Genomic DNA, 21,796 nt, shown 5'->3' with positions numbered 1-21,796 from the left:
CAAACCAAAAGGGCATAATTCCCCCTTGGTGACAGACTCCTCCATTTGACGAACATTAAGTTAACACTATAATAACATGGTTTACCCTATATTTCAAGCTGATTAATCCCACTGTTTTATTTTTCCAATTACCTTTTTCTTTATTTTAACGATAAAGGTTGATTCTCCCTTCAATGTCTTTTGCTTATTCCATTCATTGAAGCTGGCAACGGTGATTAAGATAAGCCCGGCAACTAATAAATAGAACCACCATGGCATGTGTCCCCAATATGGTCTTGTTTGCAGAAAGACATTTAATAATAACACACCGGCACCGACGAAGAAGTATGACTTAATTTGCAGTAACATCCCCGCCAACATCGATAACAAGGAGAGTGATCCTAAGATAACTGCATCATAAATGGTATTGCTCGCTAACCCATCTTGAATTAAGACAAGTGAAACGAAAACGAGGACTCCCCATTGAATTGCCTTCGTTATATTCGAATATCGCCCTTTTAATAGGATTCTGATAAAAATAATCAAAACAACAAATGGAAGGACTTGCACTTCCCTTTCCCACAAGGGCGGGATATTTAGCTTAGCAATAGTCGAATAATAAGGCTGTAATAAATAGGAAGCTCCAAGGATAGACATAAAGACCGAAAGATTAGCTGGAACTCGCTTTCTCTGCATCCAAAAAGAAACAGCAATCAGAACGCCCGGTAGCGCTTTACTCCATATTGACGGATAATCAAAAAAGTACATCACCCAAAAATACAAGAAGGAAACTGCTGTATATCCATCTATTTTTGTATCCCCAATTTTCGGTCCACTTTCAAACAGTTTTTTATAGACAATCTGTCCATTTAGTGCCATAAGTATTCCTAACCCGCCGGATAAAAGCAGCTTTTGCAGTGCACCCATATCACTTAGATACGAAAATTCTACGGTTGCTATAAAAGCTAGGAACAGGGGAATAAGCCCCAATAAATCCCATTTAATTTTATGCAAATAGAACAGGAGAACAGAAGCATACCCACCGGTGATCAGGTAAGGCAGCCAGGAATACGGATACACCAATAGCATCACTCCAATTCCAATAATCGAAAATGGCACTAAATAATAGGCTGTCCGTTTGTTAAATTCTCCTTTGGCAAAAAGTGCAAACAGGAGAATAAGAACACTTGTTATTGGAAATTCATACAGTCCGGTAAAGTGAATTTTAAAAAAATCGATTCCTGTTGAAACAGCAAAAAATAAAGTTGTAAAAACTCCATAAAGAAATACTTTGATCTTCCATTCCCGACTGGCTAATTTTGTACTAATCCCATATGCAAGCAATGCCAAAATAAAACTATAAATCGAATCAGTATGATAGACAAACCAGGTAAACACAAGCGCCGCTGGGTATATACAGTGACCTGTCCAGGCAAAAGCAGCGGCTATAAAAGAATCTTTTTTCCTGCAAAGAAAAGCGGTAAACAGAAGAACGACCGCACTTACTGAGACAATTAATGAATCCACTGTACCGCTGAATGGAATCCTTATCCTAATCGCATCAATCAAAGAAAAATATGCAAACAAGGTTGTGATACTGACAAGATATGGAACCCATTTCGTGCCAATCTTTTTATATAAATAGTAATACATCCCAATTCCGGCTAACAACACGAAGGGTTGAACCCACAATCGATTGATTGGGCTTAATAGCGCATAGAAAATGGCAAAGGTATACAATGCCTGGGAGACAAAGAATGAAATCCTCGCTAATTGTTTTTCTCCGGCTTTTTTCCAGACAAAGCTCGTCAATAGAACAAGAATTGCCCCCGATGCAAAATTAATTGCGTAACCAAATTCTTCACGGTAATAAATGAAATTGACATTCATTTCTTCAGCGAAAGCGGCAATTGAAAGACCAAGGGCACTTGGTAAGATCCATAAGGCAGCTTCCTTATAATAGCTCCTTGTTTCCTTTTTAATGACCAAAAAGGAAACAATTGTTACGAGCAGTAGAATAACTCCGGCTTGCCACCATTGAAAGAGCGTTATCGCAGCCAAAAGTGCGAGAGTCATAATCGCGATTCCTACGACCTTAGAGCTATTCTGAAGGATTCTTATATATTTGGCTAATGGTACAACCCCAAACACGACAAACAAGATAAAACCAGTCAAAGACAATGCAAGTGAAAAGTTAATACTATAAATTGGTTTGACCAGTAAGAGAATAGCCTCATAGATGCCTGAAGCGGCAAAAACCGAACTCAAATAGGTAAAAAGACGGTTTGGACTGTTATGGGATAAATAAATAAAGTTAACAGCAATAATAAAGTAGGCCAGCATTAAGGTAATCGACGGGTTGCCTGCTCGAAGCAGAATTCCTTCAAGGCTAATATAAATAAAGGCGAATCCGGAGATCACTGCACTCGTATATTGAAACACCTTATCAAGAGAAAATCTTCCGTTCATCGTCCTCGGAACAAATACTATTCCAAGTCCGATTATCGCGTAGACAACCTCGCCAAAATAATTGAGGAAGCTATGCTCGATTAGCTGATAGGCTCCATAAACGAGCATGACACTAAATATAAAATGGTATTCCTTGCGCCCGCTGACATACATCATCGATAAATAAATAACCGCAGTCAATAAAAGGTTGAAACTGTAGAGCACCTCATTATTGTATAAAAAAAGCATGAAAAGTGTACTAAGGACCAAATTAATCTGTACATATGGAACAAATTCGTTTGTAAATAATTTAAGTGATTCCCTCTGTTTTACTTGAAGATAGCCAAAAATGAGCGCCGCATTAAAGACCATCATTCCCAAGTAAAAGAAATCAATCTTTAGGTGCAGTCCAGCCAATAAAAAGGCCATCCCAGCTGATAGGGAAACAAAGGTAAACCAGACGAATAGTCTCGAGTTTAAGTTTTTGGCAAATAGAATGTAAACAATCATGGGAAGAAAGCTGCCCAGCATCCCCAGCAGGTAACGCCCTTCTCCGTCTACCGCTAAATACGAACCCAAAAGGCCAAACCATCCAAGCGAAAGAATAAAGATCGGTAAAAATAAACTTCCTAGGACGATAAAGGCAAAGGCTGTTTTATCGATATGCAATACTTTCTTTGTTAACAAGGATATTCCGTAAAATAGCAGAGCTACAAATGCAATTGACCCACTTTTCATGTAGCTTGTCATTGATCCCCAGTTACTAGTAGCAACGAATAACCCGCCTATTAATAAAAAAATAACGCCAATGTTTAATGACCATGTAATGTTTCTTTCACGAACCTCTTCCGGCGAAAGTGTTTTTTTAACTTTTGGCGGTTCTGATGGCATTGCCTTTTTGATTTGAACATTCGGTTCTGGAGGCACCGCCTTTTTGATTTGTACATTCGCTTCAGCTGGCAGTGGAATCGCTTCTATTTCTACTAAATCCAGGTGATACTGGCGGTGCGCCTTAGCTACTGTATTTACGATATCCTCAGATAAGTACCCTTCTTCTCTTAAGGTAAATAGCTCTTGCCTAAAAATCCGTCTATTCTCTTCCCTCTTATTCGGCTCCATTAAATCTCCCCACATTCATCCCTTTAATGGTTTATTGGTTACGTGCATCAATTAAGCAACTGTATGTTTTTTCCTCTATAGTGTAATTTTACACTACCGTGGAATATTTTCAATATTTTTTCTAAAAATAATCACGGTTAAAAAATAAAGTTGTATGTTTGGGGGTAAAATCTGTATGATATAAGAATGTTCAAATCTAAAGATGGAGGAAAATATGCTTACATTTAATGAGAAATTAGCCATTATCGAATCGTTCCCCGAGTTAGAAAGAAAGAATGTCTCTCTCGGCCGCGTTAATTTTCAATTCCCAAATAGTATTTCCGATAAAAAAAATATTGTTTATCATTTACATCCAAATGGAAATGGCTTTGTCTATGCTGGAAAGTCAGGAACCTATGAAACGGACGAAAAGGGTTTGGTCAATATCCGCGACTTTTCTGCCGATCAACTCAGACAGTTGATTAAATCGGCAATTCAAGAGTTGTCACCAATTGAAAAAACAGCATCTGAGGAAGCAATCATTGGAGATTCTACGGAAGAACGCTGGTTTGACGCTGAAAACAATCAGCTAATCCTAATAAATGAAAATGATAGCTGGAATATCTACTTTGGATTAAACCTCGATGCCAGCTTTGATACATACGGTGAAGCAGAAGAGTTTTTGAAGGAAGAGGGCTTTAATCGAAAATAGTCGAAAAAAAGGCTGTGCTGATTTTATCAGCACAGCCTTTTTTCATTTCTTTGACTTTCGATAACCGGCATCTTCCGCCTCTTTTTCTGAACAAAACCATACGATGTTATTTTTGGTAGACTCGTAAAAAGACCCACCAGGAACATGGTAGATATGGGAATTGGCATTTCCCTTAATCTTCCCTTCACATTTTATATTTGTTTCCTTATCATCACTTGGGTTATTTTGATAGCTGTTCGCTGATGATGTTCCAGTTGAAGTTTTTGAATTTGTATCTTTTTCTTGTGTCCCTTTGGCTGCATCCGTGTTATAGCCATCTTCTTGAGCATAATTTTCAATCGACCAAATACCTATTCCCTTTTTCTGCGCTTCTTTTTGAATAGCATAAAATTCATCCACGTATTGGGTATTTGGGGCATAAATATACGCGACACGGGCTAGTCCTTGTTCTAACAGCATTTCATTGAACATTTTGCCATCGATATAAATGTAGGCAAGTAAACGCCCATACTTATCGCGGCCTGATCCAATCCCAGGTTCAATTTCAACCTTTGTCCCAACAGGGAGAATCTTTTTTGTGTAATCGGATGCTTCAGGCCCGAATGGCTGTACACCCAACCGTGGATGATGCGTCTCGGGTGTATCCACACAAAGCATTCTTACCTTTTCCGCTTTACCATTTATCTCGATTTCGATAGTATCGCCATCGATATTCTTAACAATCGTCCCCGCAATTAGTTTCGCACCGCTTTTTGCGATAGCAGGCGTGGCAGTTTCCTGTGCTGTTTGTTTATCTTTTACCCCGTTCGCTGTTTGATTAGAGCTAACAGCTGGCGGTGTTGTATCCTTTGTGGTGGCTTCTTTCGTCACATCACTGCTGGCACAGCCAGAAATAAGGATTGAAGCCATTACCAAGAAAAATAATAGTGCATGAACAATTTTGTTTTTCATATAAAGCCCCCTATTGTATCAAAAAGAGAGAAGAATAAATCTTCTCTCTGTCTTAATTATTATCAGATGTTTTGCTCCCTTTGTTTCCTTTAGGCCCTAGATAATCATAATCGTTTGGATTAATCGGTGTATATCCATCAGGTTTATAGAAACGGAGCAAATCTTTATAGACGATTTCATCGGACATCTGAAGCTCAGTATTCACTTTTTCAGAAATATCCTTACATGATTCAGCATTTTCCAGTAATTCGCCTGTCTCAGATGAGTAGCACTTGTCTTTAATCTGAATGACATCTGAAGATACAAAATCACCATTTCGGAATAAAGCCCAATTTCGATGGTCCTTAGATAATAGGTCTGAACCAAACTCCATATAGTCCTTTGTATCAACACCTAATAAATGAAGAACTGTTGGGCGTACGTCTACTTCACCACCTACTTGCTTCTGAACGCCGCCTTTAACACCTGGCACATGGATAAATAATGGCACGCGCTGTAATTTCGCATTGATATCAGGTGTAATTTCGTCAACACCAAGCACTTTTGCCATTGCTTCATTATGGTTCTCGGATATACCGTAGTGATCACCGTACATGACAATCACAGTATTATCATATAAACCATTAGCTTTTAAATCGTTAAAAAATTGTTCAAATGCTTGATCCATGTAATTGGCTGATTGGAAATATTGGTTTACCACCGTATCTCCGAAATCACCTGCAGGGAAATCGGTGTCTCCCGGATCCATCGCAAATGGGAAGTGGTTCGATAATGATATAAACTTTGTATAGAAAGGCTGTTTCAAACCTTCAAGCAAAGGCATTGACTCTTTAAAGAATGGTTTGTCCTTCATACCATAGTTCTTTGTATTTTCATCTGACATGCTATAATAATCAGCATCAAAAAATTGATCATACCCTAAAGCCTTATACATCACGTTGCGGTTCCAGAACGTTTTGTAATTACCGTGAAAGACAGCGGAATTATAGCCAAGGCCTTTTAATATAGCCGGTGCAGCTTGGAAGGTGTTCTGAGCTTTGTTAACGAATACTGCACCTTGACCCATTGGATATAATGAGTTTTCCATCAAGAATTCAGCATCTGATGTTTTCCCTTGTCCTGTTTGATGGTAAAAGTTTTCAAAATAAAATGTGTTATTATCATGAGCCAAGGAATTTAAAAACGGTGTTGCTTCTTGACCATTAGGCAATTTATAGTCAATCATAAAGGTTTGGAAGGATTCCATTGAAATATAAATAACGTTCATCCCTTTTGCCTTACCAAAGTATTCTGGATTTGGTGCTGCATAATTAGCTTTCCGATAGTTCTCAACATCGGTAATATCACTGCTGTCAGCTAAAGCTCGCTGACTCGAAGATTTAATATTTTGAATAACATCATAAATCGTAAAGTTATAGGCACCAAGATATTTAACTAAGTAATTCCTATCAAAGGAACGTGAAAGTAACTGTGGACGATCCTTCTCAGCTAAACCTAGATTAAATAAAAATGTGGTGATGGCAAACAAAAACACAATTTTAAATGATTTTCTGTTCGTTACCGTAACCTTCTTAAAAACGGTAAATGCTAATACAATTAATATAATGAAATCAGCAAAATAAAAAATATCAAGCGGCGACATTAAGGATAGAGCACTATCTCCAAGTTGACCCGCATTGGTCTTTGTTGACATTAAAACTGGCACTGTAATGAAATCATTAAAGAAACGATAATAGGCTATATTTGCGTACAATAAGAACGATAAAATGAAATTTATGATAATCATGACAAGTTTTGTACGCTTCTTAAATAGCAGGGCGATTCCAAAAAAGAATAGTGCAGAGCTCAATGGGTTAATTAATAACAAAAATTTTTGCAGGCTATTATCAATTCCAAGTTTAAATTCAATTTGATAGGCCGCATAAGTCTTGAGCCAAAATAAAACTACGGCAATTGCAAAAAACGTAATATGGCTATTGTTTATTTTTTTAGGCAATCTTAGTTTATTCATTTCTATATTCTCCTCTCACTTACCAATTAAGCTTCGGTAAACGAACCTCAACTACTATATCATATTTTCATAAAAAATAAAAACACAAATCATGCCATTATTTGTCTTATGCATAGCAATAATTTATGTCAATATTCTTGTTAATTCGACTGAAACGTAATTTCATGATGACAATTTGCCATAGTTAGTTGTGTGGGTTTCACATATGGACATGTCCGTTTCAATCTTCATTAATATAAGACGAAGAAATTAATAAATAGTTTCACCTAATATTCATTTGCTAATTATCATATACCTGAACCTTCATCTAAGCAATATGAATTTAGCCTTATTTTTACAGAAAAATGGAACAAGCTAATAATAGTAATAACGATTGGTTAATATAACCGGAATGAACAAAAAGGTGATGAAAGGGGAATGAAGTATGCCGAGAATTAGACTTGAATTTACAAAGAGTCAGTATTTTGTTGATGAACCCGGAAATTGGCATTTAAAGGACGGAGCACCAAAAGAACTGCAAATAGAGTTGGAAAATTATCTAAACAGCTTAGAAGACCTAGAAGATCCCGGGTCCATGAATGGAGTTCAAATTGATTATCCTTATGATCATTAGCATGGAATATATATAATAGAAGAAAGCGATTACAAACTATTACCATTACCACCAACCTTCAAATGAATTGAAGTCCAACGAATTGGATAAGGTAAGGAAAAGGAGATGTGGAAAATGCCTAGAGGAAAAGAATTAGAACAGCTGCCTATGGCGAATATTGCACCGGGTGCAGGAAAAGATGCCAGTAGTCAAAACAGAGAGGTCCTTGGGAGTATCGTATCGCAAGAACAGCCGCAGCCCAGTGATGTCGACAAAGAAAACGAAGATATGTAAAAGGCAGGAAGCTTATCCTGCCTTTAATATTGTTTATTTCATTATCAATTACTAAGTTATTTGAGATTGGCAAATCGTTCGAGATCACGATTCTCCCCTATCACAACAAGGACGTCCCCATCATCCATTTTCTTATCAGGTGAAGGCGATATATTAATTTCATCTTCATGGCGAATGGCAATAACACTCAAATTATACCTTGCCCTTAAGTCAAGCTCCCTTAAAGTTTTATACAACATCCGATCTGGAATTTTCACTTCTTCCACACTATAATTCTTTGATAGCTCAATAAAATTCAGAACATTGGGTGATAAAAGCTGATGGGCAACTCGAATCCCCATATCTCGCTCCGGAAAAACAACCCAGTCCGCCCCCACTTTTTTTAACACTTGGCCATGAAGCTTGTTTAGCGCCTTGGCAATCACCTTTTTAACCCCTAGCTCCTTTAATAGCAAAACGCTAAGAATACTCGCTTGGATATCATTTCCTATCGCCACAATGACGGTATCAAAATTTCGAATCCCTATCGACTTTAATGCATCAGCATCTGTCGAATCTGCAATAATGGAATGAGTTGCATACGGCTGGGACTCCTCCACCCGCTCCTCATTTACATCCACTCCAAGTACTTCTTGACCTGATTCAAATAACTTATAGGCAATACTTAGCCCAAATCTACCTAAACCAATTACTGCGTATTGGTTAGCCATATTTTCTTCGAGCCCCCTTGATGTTAAAACTACCTATCATGATTTTACCCTTAAGGTATCGGAATGAATCCGAATTTTTACGTATGGATAAGGCATAGGCAATAGTATATGGTCCCACCTGCAGGCGAACATTGTAAAGATATTAATGGTCTATTCTACTTTTCCCAAAGCAACCTTATATATGAAGGTTTTTTCAACAGTTCCTTTTTCTTTACGTCTATTTCCCCTTTTGTTAATATCCATAATATAATGGGAAATGCCATTACAGGAAAAATATACTACCCAACTGAATAGATATAAATAAATTTTATCACGATATTTATAACCATTTTTCGAAACATGTGACACAACTAACCGGAAAAATTAGGATATTATTTCGCATCTTTAGTTTTATTATCTATCTTTACAATGATTTGCTAAAGGAAATAATAAGATGGAATGGGAATTGAGGGGGATTAAAATGAATCAAGGAACAAAACAGCTTTTTATTCAAACTGGAAGCCTTGTTGCTGGCTTTATGGTCTGGGTTCTAATTTCTTCACTAATGCCTTTTATTAAAGAGGATATTAACCTTTCTTCAACACAAATTGCCTGGGCCACGGCAGTGCCTGTGATCCTCGGCTCACTGCTCAGGATTCCAATTGGGTTTTGGGCCAATCGCTATGGTGCTAGAATATTATTTACGATTAGTTTTATTATTTTGCTTCTGCCAATCGCCATTCTCAGTTATGCAAATTCGATCTTCATGCTGATATTGGGCGGATTTATGCTAGGTATAGGGGGAGCAGTCTTTTCAATCGGTGTGACATCCTTGCCGAAATATTATCCGAAAGCTAAACACGGTTTTATCAATGGAATTTATGGTGCAGGTAATATCGGGACAGCGATTACTTCCTTTTCTGCACCTATTCTCGCTAGTTCCTTTGGATGGAGAACGACGATAAAGATTTTTTTAATTATTGTTCTAATTTTTGCTATAATGAATTTCCTATTTGGAGACAAAAAAGAACATAAAGTAAATAATTCCTTTTCCGCGAGCTTTAAACAGGTTTATAAAAATCCTAAGCTCTGGTTTTTAAGCTTATTTTATTTCATCACATTTGGCTCATTCGTTGCTTTCACCATTTATCTGCCTTCATTTTTAGTGAATCATTTTGAATTAGATAAGGTCGATGCCGGCTTACGAACAGCGGGTTTCATTGCCTTAGCTACTTTTTTTAGACCAGTAGGAGGATGGCTTGGCGATAAAATTAATCCCTTTCTTATCCTTATGGCAGTGTTTTTCAGCCTTACCTTTGCAGGATTCCTGCTATCGTTCACACCATCTCTGCCAATTTATTCATTCGGCTGTTTATTAGTTGCCTTCTTCGCAGGGATTGGAAATGGAGCCATCTTTAAGTTAGTTCCATTATATTTTTCAAAACAAGCAGGGATTGTCAATGGGATTGTAGCAGCAATGGGTGGTCTTGGCGGTTTTTTCCCGCCAATCATTCTAACAATACTCTTTAATTGGACTGGACATTATGCGATTGGGTTTATGTCTCTATCTGAATTCTCACTTGCGAGCCTTGTCATCGTTGTTTGGCTTTACTATCAAGAAAAGCTCGATATTTCCGCAAAGATTGTCAACCATGCTGTTGACGGCATTTGTGTTACTGATGTCAATGGGATCATTCAAAGCGTCAACCCGGCATTCACAAAAATAACCGGGTTTAGCCAAGAGGAGGTAGTCGGAAAAACACCAAGTGTCCTTCAATCCGGGGAACATAACAATGATTTTTATAAAGTAATGTGGGATAGCTTAAAATCAGCAGGAGTGTGGGAAGGATACATATGGAATAAACGCAAAAATAATGAAATATATAAAGAATGGTTAACGATTACGGCCATTAAAGATGACACCGGAGAAACTAAAAATTATGTTGGCATGTTTAACGAAGAAGACAAAAAATCTAAGAAAATTTAAAATGAAACGAGAGAGATTCCTTCCTTGGAGGTTCTCTCAGATTGTCGAGAAGGTGTATATTTCTCGACAATTTTTTTATTTTTTGGCAGGCTGTCTTAAGGAGTTTAGTTCTATCCTCTTATATTGATTTGTTTAAGTCATCAAAATATTCCCGAGTATCCACTTCCACTTCTTGTTTTGTAAACTTTTGTTTATTTGCGTTTGCCTTTAAATGTGAAGAATTCGTAAATAAAACACGTCCGTCTACGATTAGTTTGAATCGTCAACACCGTTTTAAGGATACCAAATATTTCAGGAGATTTATGATGGAATTGTTCTTTTAGCAATAATTCATAAGACGAATGAATGCCATAAAGAGTACCAATAAACATCTTTTTTCACTTTGTCTAGACTTTTTAGCTTAAACATTGAATTCACCACTTATTTTAATTATTTATGATTGAGTCGAAAGTCTATATTGAAACCACACTGTTGATTGGAGCGGAAGGCGCGAAGACTCCTGCGGGAGTACGGGGCTGGGGAGACCCCGCAGGCGCTTCAGCGCCGAGGAGGCTCCCCGGCACGCCCGCGGAAAGCGAAGCGCCTGGAGCGCAAATCAACAGATCTGTTGAACAGCCTATATTTTTAAATATTTTTATAACGAATTAACGTGGTAAATCGAAAAAATAATCCGAATTAAATAATAGGCTATCGAAAGTTTTTCGACTGCATGAGAGATCTTCTCCTATAGAAGGTCTCTTTTTTATTGATTAAGTGATAAATATTACAACTTTTTGTCAATTAATTTGAGTTCACAAATCCTTCACTACTTTTGTGACGTACGTCACAAAAATCATGTTAACATGTGGTTTATAGTAACAACATAAACAACAGCAACTTTGAAACTTTTAAAAAAACAATATAGGGGGAAACAATCATGGCTCGAATTAATTATTGGAATCCAGAAGATGAAAAGTTCTGGAACGCAGAAGGAAAAAAACATGCAAGAAGGAATCTCTGGATTTCAGTACCATCTTTAATGCTTGCATTTATCGTTTGGCAAATTTGGTCAGTAGTCGCAATCAGGCTTAACGATATCGGTTTTCATTTTACTGATGAACAACTATTCACACTAGCAGCAGTACCAGGTCTTGTAGGGGCAACACTTCGCTTTGTGTATACTTTCGCTGTCGGCTCTATCGGCGGAAAGAATTGGACAGTGATCTCGACAGCTGTTTTAGCAATTCCAGCAATCGGAATCGGTTTTGCCGTTCAAAATCCAGAAACGCCATTCTCTATTATGCTTTTACTGGCAGCCCTTTGTGGACTTGGGGGCGGTAACTTTTCATCATCTTCAGCCAATATTAGCTTTTTCTTTCCTAAGAAGGAAAAAGGAACAGCCTTAGGAATTAACGGCGGTTTAGGAAATATGGGTGTATCTGTTGTCCAATTCGTCACACCATTAATTATTACTTCAGGAACTTTCGCACTAGTTGGCGGCAAACAAGTATTAGCAAACGGTCAGGCAGTATATTTACAAAACGCAGCATTCATTTGGGTCATTCCGATTGTCATTATGACGCTCCTTGCAATGTTTAAGATGGATAATGTACCCGGAGCAAAACAATCGGTAGCAGATCAATTCGTGATTGTGAAACGAAAACACACTTGGATTATGACTGCCCTTTATGTGGCAACCTTTGGTTCATTCATTGGCTATTCTGCGGCATTCCCGCTGTTATTAAAATCTCAATTTCCTGAATACATCTCACTCGCCTTCCTTGGCGCCTTATTGGCAGCTGCGGCAAGACCAGTCGGCGGTTGGATGGCAGACAAACTCGGCGGTGCAAGGGTTACAGCATATGTTCTAGTGATCATGGGAATTGGAGCAGCTGGGGTTATATATTTCTTAAATGGTAAACAATTCGCCGGATTCTTAATTTCTTTCTTAGTCCTTTTCCTTGCATCTGGAATCGGCTCTGGTTCAACATTCCAAATGATTCCAAATATCTTTATTCCAAAAGAAGCAGCACCTGTAATTGGATTTTCAGCAGCATTCGCGGCATACGGTTCCTTCTTCATTCCAAAGCTTTTCGGATGGTCTGTTAAAACAACCGGTACACCGGTTACCGCATTTTACTTCTTTATCGGATTCTATATAATTGCTTTTGGACTTAACTGGTTCTTCTACCAACGAAAAGCAACAGCTGCAAGAACAGTAGCAAAACAAGCGTAAAAGTATATTCAAAAAACCTGCCTAAACGTTTAGGCAGGTTTTTTGATTAGTTATTTAATATTTTTACAGTCACGTGTTTATTACCCCAATTTAAAGCGTCTTGTTCATCAGGGAGAAACACATCAATTCGATTCCCTTTAATCGCTCCGCCCGTATCTGCGGCGATAGCGGTACCGTAACCTTCGACATATACTTTACTTCCTAACGGGATGACAGATGGGTCAACAGCAATGACCTTTGCATCCGGGTTAGCAGTTAAATCCACACCAGTAGCTGTTGTGCCGGAACATCCTTCACATGAAGCTGTATAAGCTGTTGCTTTTACAGTAATTTCTGTTGAATTGTTAGTACTTGTGGTAGATTCCCTACCGCTGTCAGCCGCTTTTACTGCGGGTGTTTTGCTCTCACTTGTCAAGGCCGCGGCTTGCGAAGTGCTTTCTACACGACCAGTTTCACTTTGATTGGTATTGCTATTTTGGGAGTCTGGAGTTGACTCCGCATTTTTAACATTATTAGCTATTTCATCATAGATGACAAGCTTTAATCCTGGATGAATCAGGTCTGTATTTAATTTGTTCCATTCTTTAATTTGATTAACCGAAACCTCATATTTCACTGCCACACCCCACAAGGTATCACCTTGCTCGACAGTATAATGTTTTTCAGTCGCAATTGTTAAAACATCTCCCGTATGAATAAGTGGTGTCGAAAGATGATTCCATTTTTGAATATTTTCCACTGAAGTATGATGTTCTTGAGAAAGACCCCAGAGGGTATCCCCTTTTTCCACTGTTACCTCTGCAGCTTGTACATTAGCACCTACTGTTCCTGAGAGTGCAGCTACAGCAATGAATGCTTTTATTTTTTTTATCATTTCCTTACCTCCCATGATTTCGCAGCTAACTGTAGCAATGATAACATGGTTTTTTCTGAAACAAAGAACAGGGGGATGTTAATTCGTTTACAAGAATGGCAATTATATTACAATAATATTTCTTAACAACAAAACCCTTGAACAAAAAGAATAGTGCGGAATTTTCCTCTCGCACTATTCTTTAGATTCTTTATACCCTTGAAATCGCAACTGCACATGCTTTGTACTCGGCAGTCCCGGAAATAGGATCATATTCATTTAAGGTTAACACATTCGTAGGCGTTTCACTCCAATGGAAACTCATAAAGACAAGACCAGGCACCACTTGTTCTGTAACCTTAACCTTCACCTCAAGCTCCCCTCTTCGTGAACGAACCTGTACTATATCTCCGTTCGTAATTCCTAATACAGCTGCATCTTCTGGATGGATATCGACAGTTTCCTCAGTTTGTTTCACCTTGACACCAGCTGCATAGTGGCGGGTCTGTGTATGGGTATTATATGATTCATACCTTCGCCCTGTTGTTAATGTAAACGGATATTCTGCGTCAGGCAATTCTAATGGTTCCGTATAGTCCACTGGGACAAATGGAGATTTTTTCTCCATTGGCTGCTCGGTATGAAACCGTTGATGCATAATAAATGTTCCTGGATGGCTTTCATCAGGGCATGGATAATGGATGCTATATTCTTTTTCAAGTCGTTCATACGAAATGCCGCCATACATCTCCCAGGCAAGTTTTCTAACCTCATCCCAGATTTCCTCACTATTATGATAGTGCATCGAATAACCCATCATTGTAGAAAGATCACAAAGGATTTCCCAGTCTTCTTTTGTATTAGGATGGGCATCGATTGCTTTGCGAACACGTTGGATTCTGCGATCAGTATTGGTATAGGTTCCATCCACCTCTCCCCATGAACGCGCAGGCAGAACAACATCGGCCATCTTCGCAGTTTCCGTCATGAAAATATCCTGGACGATTAACAAATCGAGCTTTTCAAACAGCTTTTTCGTATGATTCATATTAACATCGGCAAGCAGCGGATTTTCGCCAATAATATAAAGAGCTTTTAACTCGCCCATTTCTAATCGATCAAACGTACGGGTTTGCGTGTCCCCTGCTTGTGGATTTAGCTCAACCTTCCAAACTTTTTCGTAACGAGCCCGGAACTCTTCATTTGCTAAGCTCATTGCTCCTGCCAATTGGTTTGGCAAACAGCCCATATCGCCTGCTCCTTGGACATTATTTTGTCCTCTTAGCGGCATGATGCCAGTTCCTTCCTTCCCAATGTTACCCGTTAGCAATGCTAAATTGGCGATATCAAATACATTGTTCACACCACAATGGTGCTCGGTAATCCCGAGTGTATAGGCAATCATTGAACCGCTTGAATTCGCATATTCCCTTGCTGTTGCAATAATATCTTCCGCCTTTAAGCCGGTTATTGCCGCTGCTGCTTCAGGTGTATATGGTTCAACCTGCTTTGCTAATTTATCGAAATCGATTGTAAATTGCTCAATAAATTCCGGATTGTATAAGCCTTCCTTCAGAATTACGCGAATGAAAGCATTAATTAGTGCAATATCTGAACCTACATTGATTTGTAAGTGGCGATGAGCCACTTTTACCATATCAATTTTTCTTGGATCAATTACAATTATTTTCAAACCTGCTTTTACGGCCTTTTTCATCCGATTGGCAATAATCGGGTGTGCCTCTGTCGTATTTGAGCCCATTAAAAGTAATACTTCTGCCTTATCAAAGTCTTCTAGAGTATTAGTTGGGAAACCGCTTCCAAAAACAGTTGCCAGACCGGCAACGCTAGGAGCATGTCACGTTCGGTTACAACCGTCAATATTATTGCTGTGGATGACCGTTCTCATAAATTTTTGCGTAATAAAATTAGATTCGTTTGTGGATCTAGCACAAGCGAACATACTTATCGCATTTGAACCCCATGTTGTTTTGACTGCCGTTAATTTATTGGCGATGAATTGATAGGCTTCTTCCCATGTTGCTTCAACAAGCTGACCGGCTTTCCTTATTAGTGGGGATGTTAATCTATTCTTTGCATGGACATATTCATAGGCAAATGCACCCTTTACACAGGTTTGTCCCTTGTTCACTGGTGCTTCTTTATCCCCGCGGATTTTCATAATTTTATTATCCTGGACTTCAAGGACTAAGCCGCATCCAGTACCACAGTATCCGCAGATTGTTTTCACAAAATTCTCTTCAGCCACTTTGGTTCCCTCCCATTAATTTCTTTTATACCTATATAACCATATTAATCTATTTATTCCATTTGTAGATTCCTTTTTTGAAAATATTGTGTCTTTTTTCAAAAGGATTTAAATGGAATAAAAAAAACGAGAGGACTCCTCTCGTTTTAAGCAATTTTTGCCGGCAGTAATATATTAAAGGTTGTGCCTTTGTTAGGCTCACTTTCAACAAATACTTTACCATTATGGCTTTCGATAATCTTAAAGCTAACCATTAATCCTAAACCATTCCCGTTCTTCTTGGTGGTGAAAAACGGTTCACCGAGCTTTTGCAATTTTTCCTTTGGTATCCCAACCCCTGAATCCTGAATCGAGATTTGCACATTATTATCCTGGATAAATGTTTTAACGTGCAGGTCCCCGCCATTTGGCATTGCTTCAATTCCGTTTTTTATGAAATTGAGAAAGACCTGCTTTAAGCGGTTTTCATCACATTCAATTTGGATAATTTCGTGGGCACAGTCAAATGACAAGCGAACATTCTTCTTACGCGCTTCAAATTCAAGTAGAGAAACAACCGTTTGAATCACAGGAACGACATTCTTTTCTTCTAATTCAACTGCCTTTGGTTTGGCTAACACCATAAAGTCCTCTACGATCGTATTAACCCGCTCAATTTCGTCAAGAATGATGTTCAAAAACTCCTGCCGCTCCGGATCTTTTTCATCTAGCTGTAAGAATTCCGTATAACCTTTCATTGAAGTAAGCGGATTGCGGATTTCATGGGCTACACCTGCTGCCAATTGCCCAACGGCGGCAAGCTTATCCTGGCGGTGCAGGACCTCCTCTGTTTTTTTCCGCTCAGTAATGTCATTACGGATAGCTAAATATTGGTATGGCCTTCCTTGTTCATTTAAAAAGGGAACAATTGTTGTGTCCACCCAATAATACGTCCCATCCTTAGCCTTATTTCTAATTTCTCCTTTCCACACATTTCCCTCACCAATCGTTTTCCAGAGGTTTTTGAAAAAATCTTTTGAGTGGTAATTTGAATTGAGGATATTATGGTCCCTTCCCAGTATTTCTTCACGACTATACTTGGAAATTTCACAAAACTTATCGTTAACACTGGTAATCTTTCCTCTTGCATCCGTAAAGGCTACTATCGAGGATTGATCAAGGGCAAATTTAATATCAATATTATCTTTAATTGTTTCCTTTAGGTGCTCCTCTGCCCTTTTTCGGTCAGAGATATCTGACCGAATCGCAATATATTGGATTGGTTTCCCTTTTTTATTCAAAAAAGGAACAATTGTGGTATCAACCCAATAAAATGAGCCATCCTTTGCTTTATTACGGATTTCTCCGCGCCAAATCTTTCCTGATTGGATTGTTGTCCATAGATTTTTAAAGAATTCCTTAGAATGATAGCCTGAATTTAAAATGCGATGATTCATTCCGATAATTTCTTCTTGTTTATACTTTGAAATCTCTTCGAATTTATCATTAACATACACGATTATTCCACTCGGGTCTGTAATGGCAACAATTGTTGACGCATCAAGCGCTGCCTTAATGTCTTTTAAATTTGTATCTGTCGCTGCTAACTGCCTACTAATTAACGTACTTGAGACAATGAGCCCACCAATAATTAATACTGAAATAAATAGGACTAAATAAATAAAGAACGGACTTTCAGTGTTTGACTCTTGTAATAGCTCACTTGTCGTAACTATTGCCCTTTTTAACAAGAAATGTCCTTCGGCGATTGCAGCTGACATGATAATGGCACTAATAGGTTTTAACCAAACCTGATGACTTTGATTGTAGCTCTTTGAAGAAAATAGAATCCATAAAGAAAATAAAAATGACCCGGCGATTAACAACCCTGAAAAAGTAAATAATGGTATATTGTAGGTTACATTTAAGTTCATCGCATAAAGCCCAATTACTTGAATCGCAATAACGGCAAACGTTAAAAATAAACTGCCGCCGAGCAAATGGTAAAATCGAATTATTTTACCATAAAACGGAAGAAAGGCCATTCCTGTAAAAGCCACACCTATAAAAATGGAAAGAATCGTTAGTGGTATGTGGTAGCTGGCAAATCGGTCTGTATCGGCTGATATCAACCCCATAAAATTCATTACCCATATTCCAATTCCCATTGAGAATGTACCACCAAGAAACAATATCCGTTTATTTTGGTCGGATGTTCTAATTAAGGTAAACATATCTAATGCTGTATACGATGCCATGATGGTTAACCCAATAGCAATGATAATAAAATAAGGATGAAAAGCTCCTAACAATGCATTCATTATCCAGCATCCCCCATTTCCATATCTGTTTCTACTATGATTGTAATGTAAAGGAGTACGTTATGGAAGTATAAAATCAATAGGAAAGGCAAATTTACTAAAAAACTAAAAAATATATTCATTTAAATCACCCTTATCGGTTTTTGTGATAAAAGACTTATTTTTTAAAATTCTTTGGATTTTTTAAAAAATAGTCTACACATTTTCGCTTTTTTTGTTTATACTGTACTATAACAAACGGATTTTAAATAAACTGTATTAACAAAGGAGGATTTTATTATGTTAATGAGCCCGGTTGAATTTTTCAGAAACCTGCCAAAGAAGGAATGTCCAGAATGTGGTCAACACATCATGGAGGAACAAGCAGAAAGCTATTTAATGGAATGCGATCGCTGTTTATCAAAACGAGAAGAATAGGAATTGAAAAAAACTCTCCAGGTAATGGAGAGTTTTTTCATGTTATTTCCGTTTTGGATAGGATTAGGCAGGGATAATCTTTGCTTGGGAAACAAAAACTTTAATTAAGGAGATGATGGGAATGGCGAAAAAGGAAGATTATTTAACTACGGCTCCAAAAGAACCTCAAATGACGATAAATAATGGCGCTATTTTTCCTAATTTAAAAAATATTGCCGGGGATTCAGTGGATGAACATAAATACCTTGAAGAAGCGAATACCATAATTGCAGGCGATGAAATTGGGCAACAGAACGAAAATCTATAGTAGTTCGTTTCCTACGGGAAATAAAAAAGACTGTCAAATGTCCTGTGACAGTCTTCTGCATTATCCCGTTATTAAATTTTCGGAAGCTCTCTTATTTCATGTGTCATTTCATTGCCGCACATCGGGCAAAGTAAGTCATCTGCAACAAAATCTTTTCTCATCCACCCGATACATGAATGGTCCATACACGAATAAATTTCAGTATCCACCATTATAACTTCAATTTCTTCTTCTTTACGTTTACCATAAAAAATGAGAACCGCCTCCTTTTTCATAGTATGTCCAAAAAGTCCCTTTTCATTTCGGAAAACATTCTAACTTTGGAGGAATTAAAAAATGAAAAATCAAAAAGGATATACTGTTGTAGGAACTGACATTGAAGAGGTCAAACGGTTAAACAGCCAGTCTGGTTTAAGCTATAATGAAGTAAAAGAGTTGCTTGCAAAACAATATATGAAACAGAAATAAAAAAAGCTGGAACTTCTTCACAAAAGTTCCAGCTTTCATTTTTTTATTCATTATAATCAATCGTTAAATTTTCCTCATGTCCTTTGGAAAGAAGTTTGCTTTTCTTGCGGTTTTCTTTAGTTTGGAAAATAATATCGAAATCATAATCGTCAGGGTACAGCTCATTGGCTGCGATATATAGCTTAATCCTCTTATGGTTGATTAATGATTTCTCCCCCTTAATCTGAACCACATAATTCCCATGGGTATCAGGACCGGAATAGACAATCCCAAACTCGTTTGTTGGCGAAATCTTTACATTATCACCATGCTGAAAAATTGACACTTTCATCTCGGTTTTGTTCGTGTCACTTTTACGGTCCTTGTATTTATTTACCATCACTTGTTTTTCTAATTCCTTCAATTTCCACGTAGTTGTTACTTCCGTTGTATACTGCTTCTCTTCCTTATAGGTAATGTGATGGGCTCTCTCAATAATTTTCGGGTGAATCCCAAGCTTTAGAGCAATTGCAAATGCCCGACTATCCCCGCCTCTGCCTATATTTAAGCGATAGGTTGGACTAAGTGTATTTAAATCAAATTCCATTGAACCATTAATAAATCCGTGATGTGTTTCGGCGAACTCTTTAATCTCACTATAATGTGTCGTGGCCAGGATAGCGGCTCCTTTTTCATAAAGGGTTTCCAGTATCGCTGTCGCCAGTCCCATTCCTTCCCCGGGATCCGTTCCAGACCCAAGTTCATCTAATAAAACCAATGTCCGGTTAGTAGTATCCTTCAAGATTTCAATAATATTGACAATTCTTGAACTGAACGTACTTAAATTTTCTGCTATACTCTGTCCGTCCCCGATATCCACCAGTATCTTCTCAAAGACACAAAGTTTACTTTGTTCGGCTGCAGGAATATGAAGACCGCACTGGACCATTAAGGTTAATAGACCGACAGTTTTAATTGTTACCGTTTTTCCGCCCGTATTCGGACCGGTAATAACTAATGCCTGCTGCTCCCTATCTAACCTGAGTGACAACGGCACCGCTTTTTCTCCTAAGAGCGGATGCCTCGCTTGAATCAAACTAATTTCATCTGTTTCATTAATACTCACTTTAGAGCCATTAATAAAACGACAATACTTTGCTTTTGCAAATAAGAAGTCATAGTGGACCATTGTTTCCATTGCTAGGTGGATCTGCTGTTCCTTTTCCTCAACTAAACCGGTTAAATAACTCAAAACCTTTTGCTCTTCCATTTCTTCATCGGCAATTGCCCACGTTAACTGGTCCTGGTAAATGGTGATTTCTTCAGGCTCAATAAACAGAGTGGAACCGGAAGCCGAAGTATCTAACACCGTTCCTTTTAGTTTATTCCGAAATTCCTTTTTAATCGGAATAACGTAGCGCCCATTTCTCTGGCTGACTACATTTTCCTGTAAATACGTTTTATATTTATTCGAGCGAATCAATTGCATTGTTTTTTCTTTCAGCCGTTCCTCATGTATGGCTATTTGCTTTCTTATTTTTAATAGATCCTTGCTCGCATAATCATCTACTCTGCCATTTCGAATACAGCGGATGATTTCACTTGCTAACTCAGGTAATTCATCAATTGCATCTATATAGGCGGACACTCTTGGAGCGTAGTAAATTTTATCCTTCATAAAGCGGCGCATCTTGCCGCAGCAATCCAAAAAATCATAAAATTTTGTCAACTGATCTGGTCTAAGCACAGCACCCTTATTCATATTCCCTATCAGCTGTTCCATCCCGTCAAGCCCATGAACAGGAACACTTGCACTCTTTTTCAATATTTCAACCGCCTCCGAAACCTCATCAAGCCACGCTTCAATTTGCCTTTTATTGGTAGAAGGTGTCAGGCACCCGATTTTTGCTTTCCCCTCTTTTGTCAAAGCGTATTGTGTAATTTGTTCTTTAATTTGGTTGAATTCTAAAGTGTTAATGGTATGCAGGTTCAATTTATTTTCCTCCTTAAATTAAAAATAGCCGCAATGAACAATGTCATTGCGGCTAAAGGATATGAGTGGAATCACTCATTTTTCATACTCAAATTTAACCAAAATAAAAACTGTCTACACGAGTGTACACAGCTACATTGGTAAAAGGATGTATGCGTATGCTTGCCCATTGTTCTTATCTTCATTCCATGACTAAATAAGACCCCGTTCATGTAATTCAAAAAACGAGACTAC

Annotated in this window: 17 protein-coding genes; 8 read left to right on the top strand and 9 right to left on the bottom strand. The window is 38.0% G+C overall.

Annotation, left to right across the window (positions count from 1 at the left end):
* Positions 1–102 precede the first annotated feature (102 nt).
* Positions 103–3,546, bottom strand: coding sequence for a hypothetical protein (locus tag AA980_RS16010; RefSeq protein WP_024030654.1), 3,444 nt, complete (start codon positions 3,544–3,546; stop codon positions 103–105).
* Between the two features lie 214 nt (positions 3,547–3,760).
* Here AA980_RS16010 and AA980_RS16005 point away from each other — a divergent pair, with 214 nt between their 5' ends.
* A complete protein-coding gene (locus AA980_RS16005; RefSeq protein ID WP_024030655.1) occupies positions 3,761–4,237 on the top strand; it encodes a hypothetical protein in 477 nt (158 codons plus the stop codon).
* A gap of 42 nt (positions 4,238–4,279) precedes the next feature.
* On the opposite strand, the gene AA980_RS16000 is transcribed toward AA980_RS16005, so the two are convergent.
* Both AA980_RS16000 and AA980_RS15995 read right to left on the bottom strand, forming a co-directional pair.
* Complete coding sequence (locus tag AA980_RS16000) at positions 4,280–5,188, bottom strand: thermonuclease family protein (RefSeq protein ID WP_024030656.1); 909 nt, start codon at positions 5,186–5,188, stop codon at positions 4,280–4,282.
* 52 nt (positions 5,189–5,240) lie between these two features.
* Positions 5,241–7,199: an LTA synthase family protein gene (locus AA980_RS15995; protein WP_024030657.1), complete on the bottom strand. Its 1,959-nt coding sequence runs from the start codon at positions 7,197–7,199 to the stop codon at positions 5,241–5,243.
* Positions 7,200–7,623: 424 nt separating this feature from the next.
* On the opposite strand from AA980_RS15995, the gene AA980_RS15990 reads away from it, so the two are divergent.
* Both AA980_RS15990 and AA980_RS27505 read left to right on the top strand, forming a co-directional pair.
* On the top strand, positions 7,624–7,812 hold the full coding sequence (locus AA980_RS15990) for a hypothetical protein (RefSeq protein WP_024030658.1): 189 nt from the start codon (positions 7,624–7,626) through the stop codon (positions 7,810–7,812).
* 114 nt (positions 7,813–7,926) lie between these two features.
* Positions 7,927–8,085, top strand: coding sequence for a hypothetical protein (locus AA980_RS27505; RefSeq protein WP_034724988.1), 159 nt, complete (start codon positions 7,927–7,929; stop codon positions 8,083–8,085).
* A gap of 56 nt (positions 8,086–8,141) precedes the next feature.
* Here AA980_RS27505 and AA980_RS15980 read toward each other — a convergent pair whose 3' ends face one another.
* On the bottom strand, positions 8,142–8,795 hold the full coding sequence (locus AA980_RS15980; RefSeq protein ID WP_024030659.1) for a potassium channel family protein: 654 nt from the start codon (positions 8,793–8,795) through the stop codon (positions 8,142–8,144).
* 460 nt (positions 8,796–9,255) lie between these two features.
* Here AA980_RS15980 and AA980_RS15975 point away from each other — a divergent pair, with 460 nt between their 5' ends.
* Entirely contained in the window at positions 9,256–10,761 is a 1,506-nt protein-coding gene (locus AA980_RS15975; protein WP_024030660.1) for a nitrate/nitrite transporter, read from the top strand.
* A gap of 916 nt (positions 10,762–11,677) precedes the next feature.
* Positions 11,678–12,976 (top strand): MFS transporter, encoded by a 1,299-nt coding sequence (locus AA980_RS15970; protein WP_024029746.1) that lies wholly within the window; start codon positions 11,678–11,680, stop codon positions 12,974–12,976.
* A gap of 46 nt (positions 12,977–13,022) precedes the next feature.
* On the opposite strand, the gene AA980_RS15965 is transcribed toward AA980_RS15970, so the two are convergent.
* The 3 genes from AA980_RS15965 to AA980_RS15950 all read right to left on the bottom strand — a co-directional run bounded on the left by AA980_RS15965 (position 13,023) and on the right by AA980_RS15950 (position 18,398).
* Complete coding sequence (locus tag AA980_RS15965) at positions 13,023–13,850, bottom strand: LysM peptidoglycan-binding and 3D domain-containing protein (protein ID WP_024029745.1); 828 nt, start codon at positions 13,848–13,850, stop codon at positions 13,023–13,025.
* Between the two features lie 190 nt (positions 13,851–14,040).
* Complete coding sequence (fdhF, locus tag AA980_RS27860) at positions 14,041–16,080, bottom strand: formate dehydrogenase subunit alpha (protein ID WP_407937466.1); 2,040 nt, start codon at positions 16,078–16,080, stop codon at positions 14,041–14,043.
* A gap of 164 nt (positions 16,081–16,244) precedes the next feature.
* A complete protein-coding gene (locus tag AA980_RS15950) occupies positions 16,245–18,398 on the bottom strand; it encodes a PAS domain S-box protein (protein ID WP_024029742.1) in 2,154 nt (717 codons plus the stop codon).
* A 279-nt stretch (positions 18,399–18,677) separates the two neighbouring features.
* Here AA980_RS15950 and yhfH point away from each other — a divergent pair, with 279 nt between their 5' ends.
* Entirely contained in the window at positions 18,678–18,815 is a 138-nt protein-coding gene (gene yhfH, locus AA980_RS26480) for a protein YhfH (protein WP_007086707.1), read from the top strand.
* 121 nt (positions 18,816–18,936) lie between these two features.
* Complete coding sequence (locus tag AA980_RS15945) at positions 18,937–19,122, top strand: hypothetical protein (protein ID WP_024029741.1); 186 nt, start codon at positions 18,937–18,939, stop codon at positions 19,120–19,122.
* 71 nt (positions 19,123–19,193) lie between these two features.
* Here the strand turns inward: AA980_RS15945 and AA980_RS15940 are convergent, their stop codons facing one another.
* Positions 19,194–19,397, bottom strand: a complete 204-nt coding sequence (locus AA980_RS15940) for a cold-inducible protein YdjO-related protein (protein WP_024029740.1) — start codon at positions 19,395–19,397, stop codon at positions 19,194–19,196.
* 61 nt (positions 19,398–19,458) lie between these two features.
* Between AA980_RS15940 and AA980_RS28060 the strand changes: the two genes are divergently transcribed.
* A complete protein-coding gene (locus AA980_RS28060) occupies positions 19,459–19,590 on the top strand; it encodes a hypothetical protein (protein ID WP_024029739.1) in 132 nt (43 codons plus the stop codon).
* Between the two features lie 43 nt (positions 19,591–19,633).
* Here AA980_RS28060 and AA980_RS15930 read toward each other — a convergent pair whose 3' ends face one another.
* A complete protein-coding gene (locus tag AA980_RS15930) occupies positions 19,634–21,562 on the bottom strand; it encodes an endonuclease MutS2 (RefSeq protein ID WP_024029738.1) in 1,929 nt (642 codons plus the stop codon).
* Positions 21,563–21,796: the final 234 nt, after the last annotated feature.

Source organism: Neobacillus vireti, assembly GCF_001026695.1.
In the GTDB taxonomy this organism is placed as follows: Bacteria; Bacillota; Bacilli; order Bacillales; family Cytobacillaceae; genus Neobacillus; species Neobacillus vireti.
This window is presented reverse-complemented; position numbering and strand designations above follow the sequence as displayed.

Excerpts from the sequence above, each read along its gene's own strand:
- AA980_RS16010 (WP_024030654.1), bottom strand. The coding sequence starts at position 3,546 with ATGGAGCCGAATAAGAGGGAAGAGAATAGACGGATTTTTAGGCAAGAG.
- AA980_RS16005 (WP_024030655.1), top strand. The coding sequence starts at position 3,761 with ATGCTTACATTTAATGAGAAATTAGCCATTATCGAATCGTTCCCCGAG.
- AA980_RS16000 (WP_024030656.1), bottom strand. The coding sequence starts at position 5,188 with ATGAAAAACAAAATTGTTCATGCACTATTATTTTTCTTGGTAATGGCT.
- AA980_RS15995 (WP_024030657.1), bottom strand. The coding sequence starts at position 7,199 with ATGAATAAACTAAGATTGCCTAAAAAAATAAACAATAGCCATATTACG.
- AA980_RS15990 (WP_024030658.1), top strand. The coding sequence starts at position 7,624 with ATGCCGAGAATTAGACTTGAATTTACAAAGAGTCAGTATTTTGTTGAT.
- AA980_RS27505 (WP_034724988.1), top strand. The coding sequence starts at position 7,927 with ATGCCTAGAGGAAAAGAATTAGAACAGCTGCCTATGGCGAATATTGCA.
- AA980_RS15980 (WP_024030659.1), bottom strand. The coding sequence starts at position 8,795 with ATGGCTAACCAATACGCAGTAATTGGTTTAGGTAGATTTGGGCTAAGT.
- AA980_RS15975 (WP_024030660.1), top strand. The coding sequence starts at position 9,256 with ATGAATCAAGGAACAAAACAGCTTTTTATTCAAACTGGAAGCCTTGTT.
- AA980_RS15970 (WP_024029746.1), top strand. The coding sequence starts at position 11,678 with ATGGCTCGAATTAATTATTGGAATCCAGAAGATGAAAAGTTCTGGAAC.
- AA980_RS15965 (WP_024029745.1), bottom strand. The coding sequence starts at position 13,850 with ATGATAAAAAAAATAAAAGCATTCATTGCTGTAGCTGCACTCTCAGGA.
- AA980_RS15950 (WP_024029742.1), bottom strand. The coding sequence starts at position 18,398 with ATGAATGCATTGTTAGGAGCTTTTCATCCTTATTTTATTATCATTGCT.
- yhfH (WP_007086707.1), top strand. The coding sequence starts at position 18,678 with ATGTTAATGAGCCCGGTTGAATTTTTCAGAAACCTGCCAAAGAAGGAA.
- AA980_RS15945 (WP_024029741.1), top strand. The coding sequence starts at position 18,937 with ATGGCGAAAAAGGAAGATTATTTAACTACGGCTCCAAAAGAACCTCAA.
- AA980_RS15940 (WP_024029740.1), bottom strand. The coding sequence starts at position 19,397 with ATGAAAAAGGAGGCGGTTCTCATTTTTTATGGTAAACGTAAAGAAGAA.
- AA980_RS28060 (WP_024029739.1), top strand. The coding sequence starts at position 19,459 with ATGAAAAATCAAAAAGGATATACTGTTGTAGGAACTGACATTGAAGAG.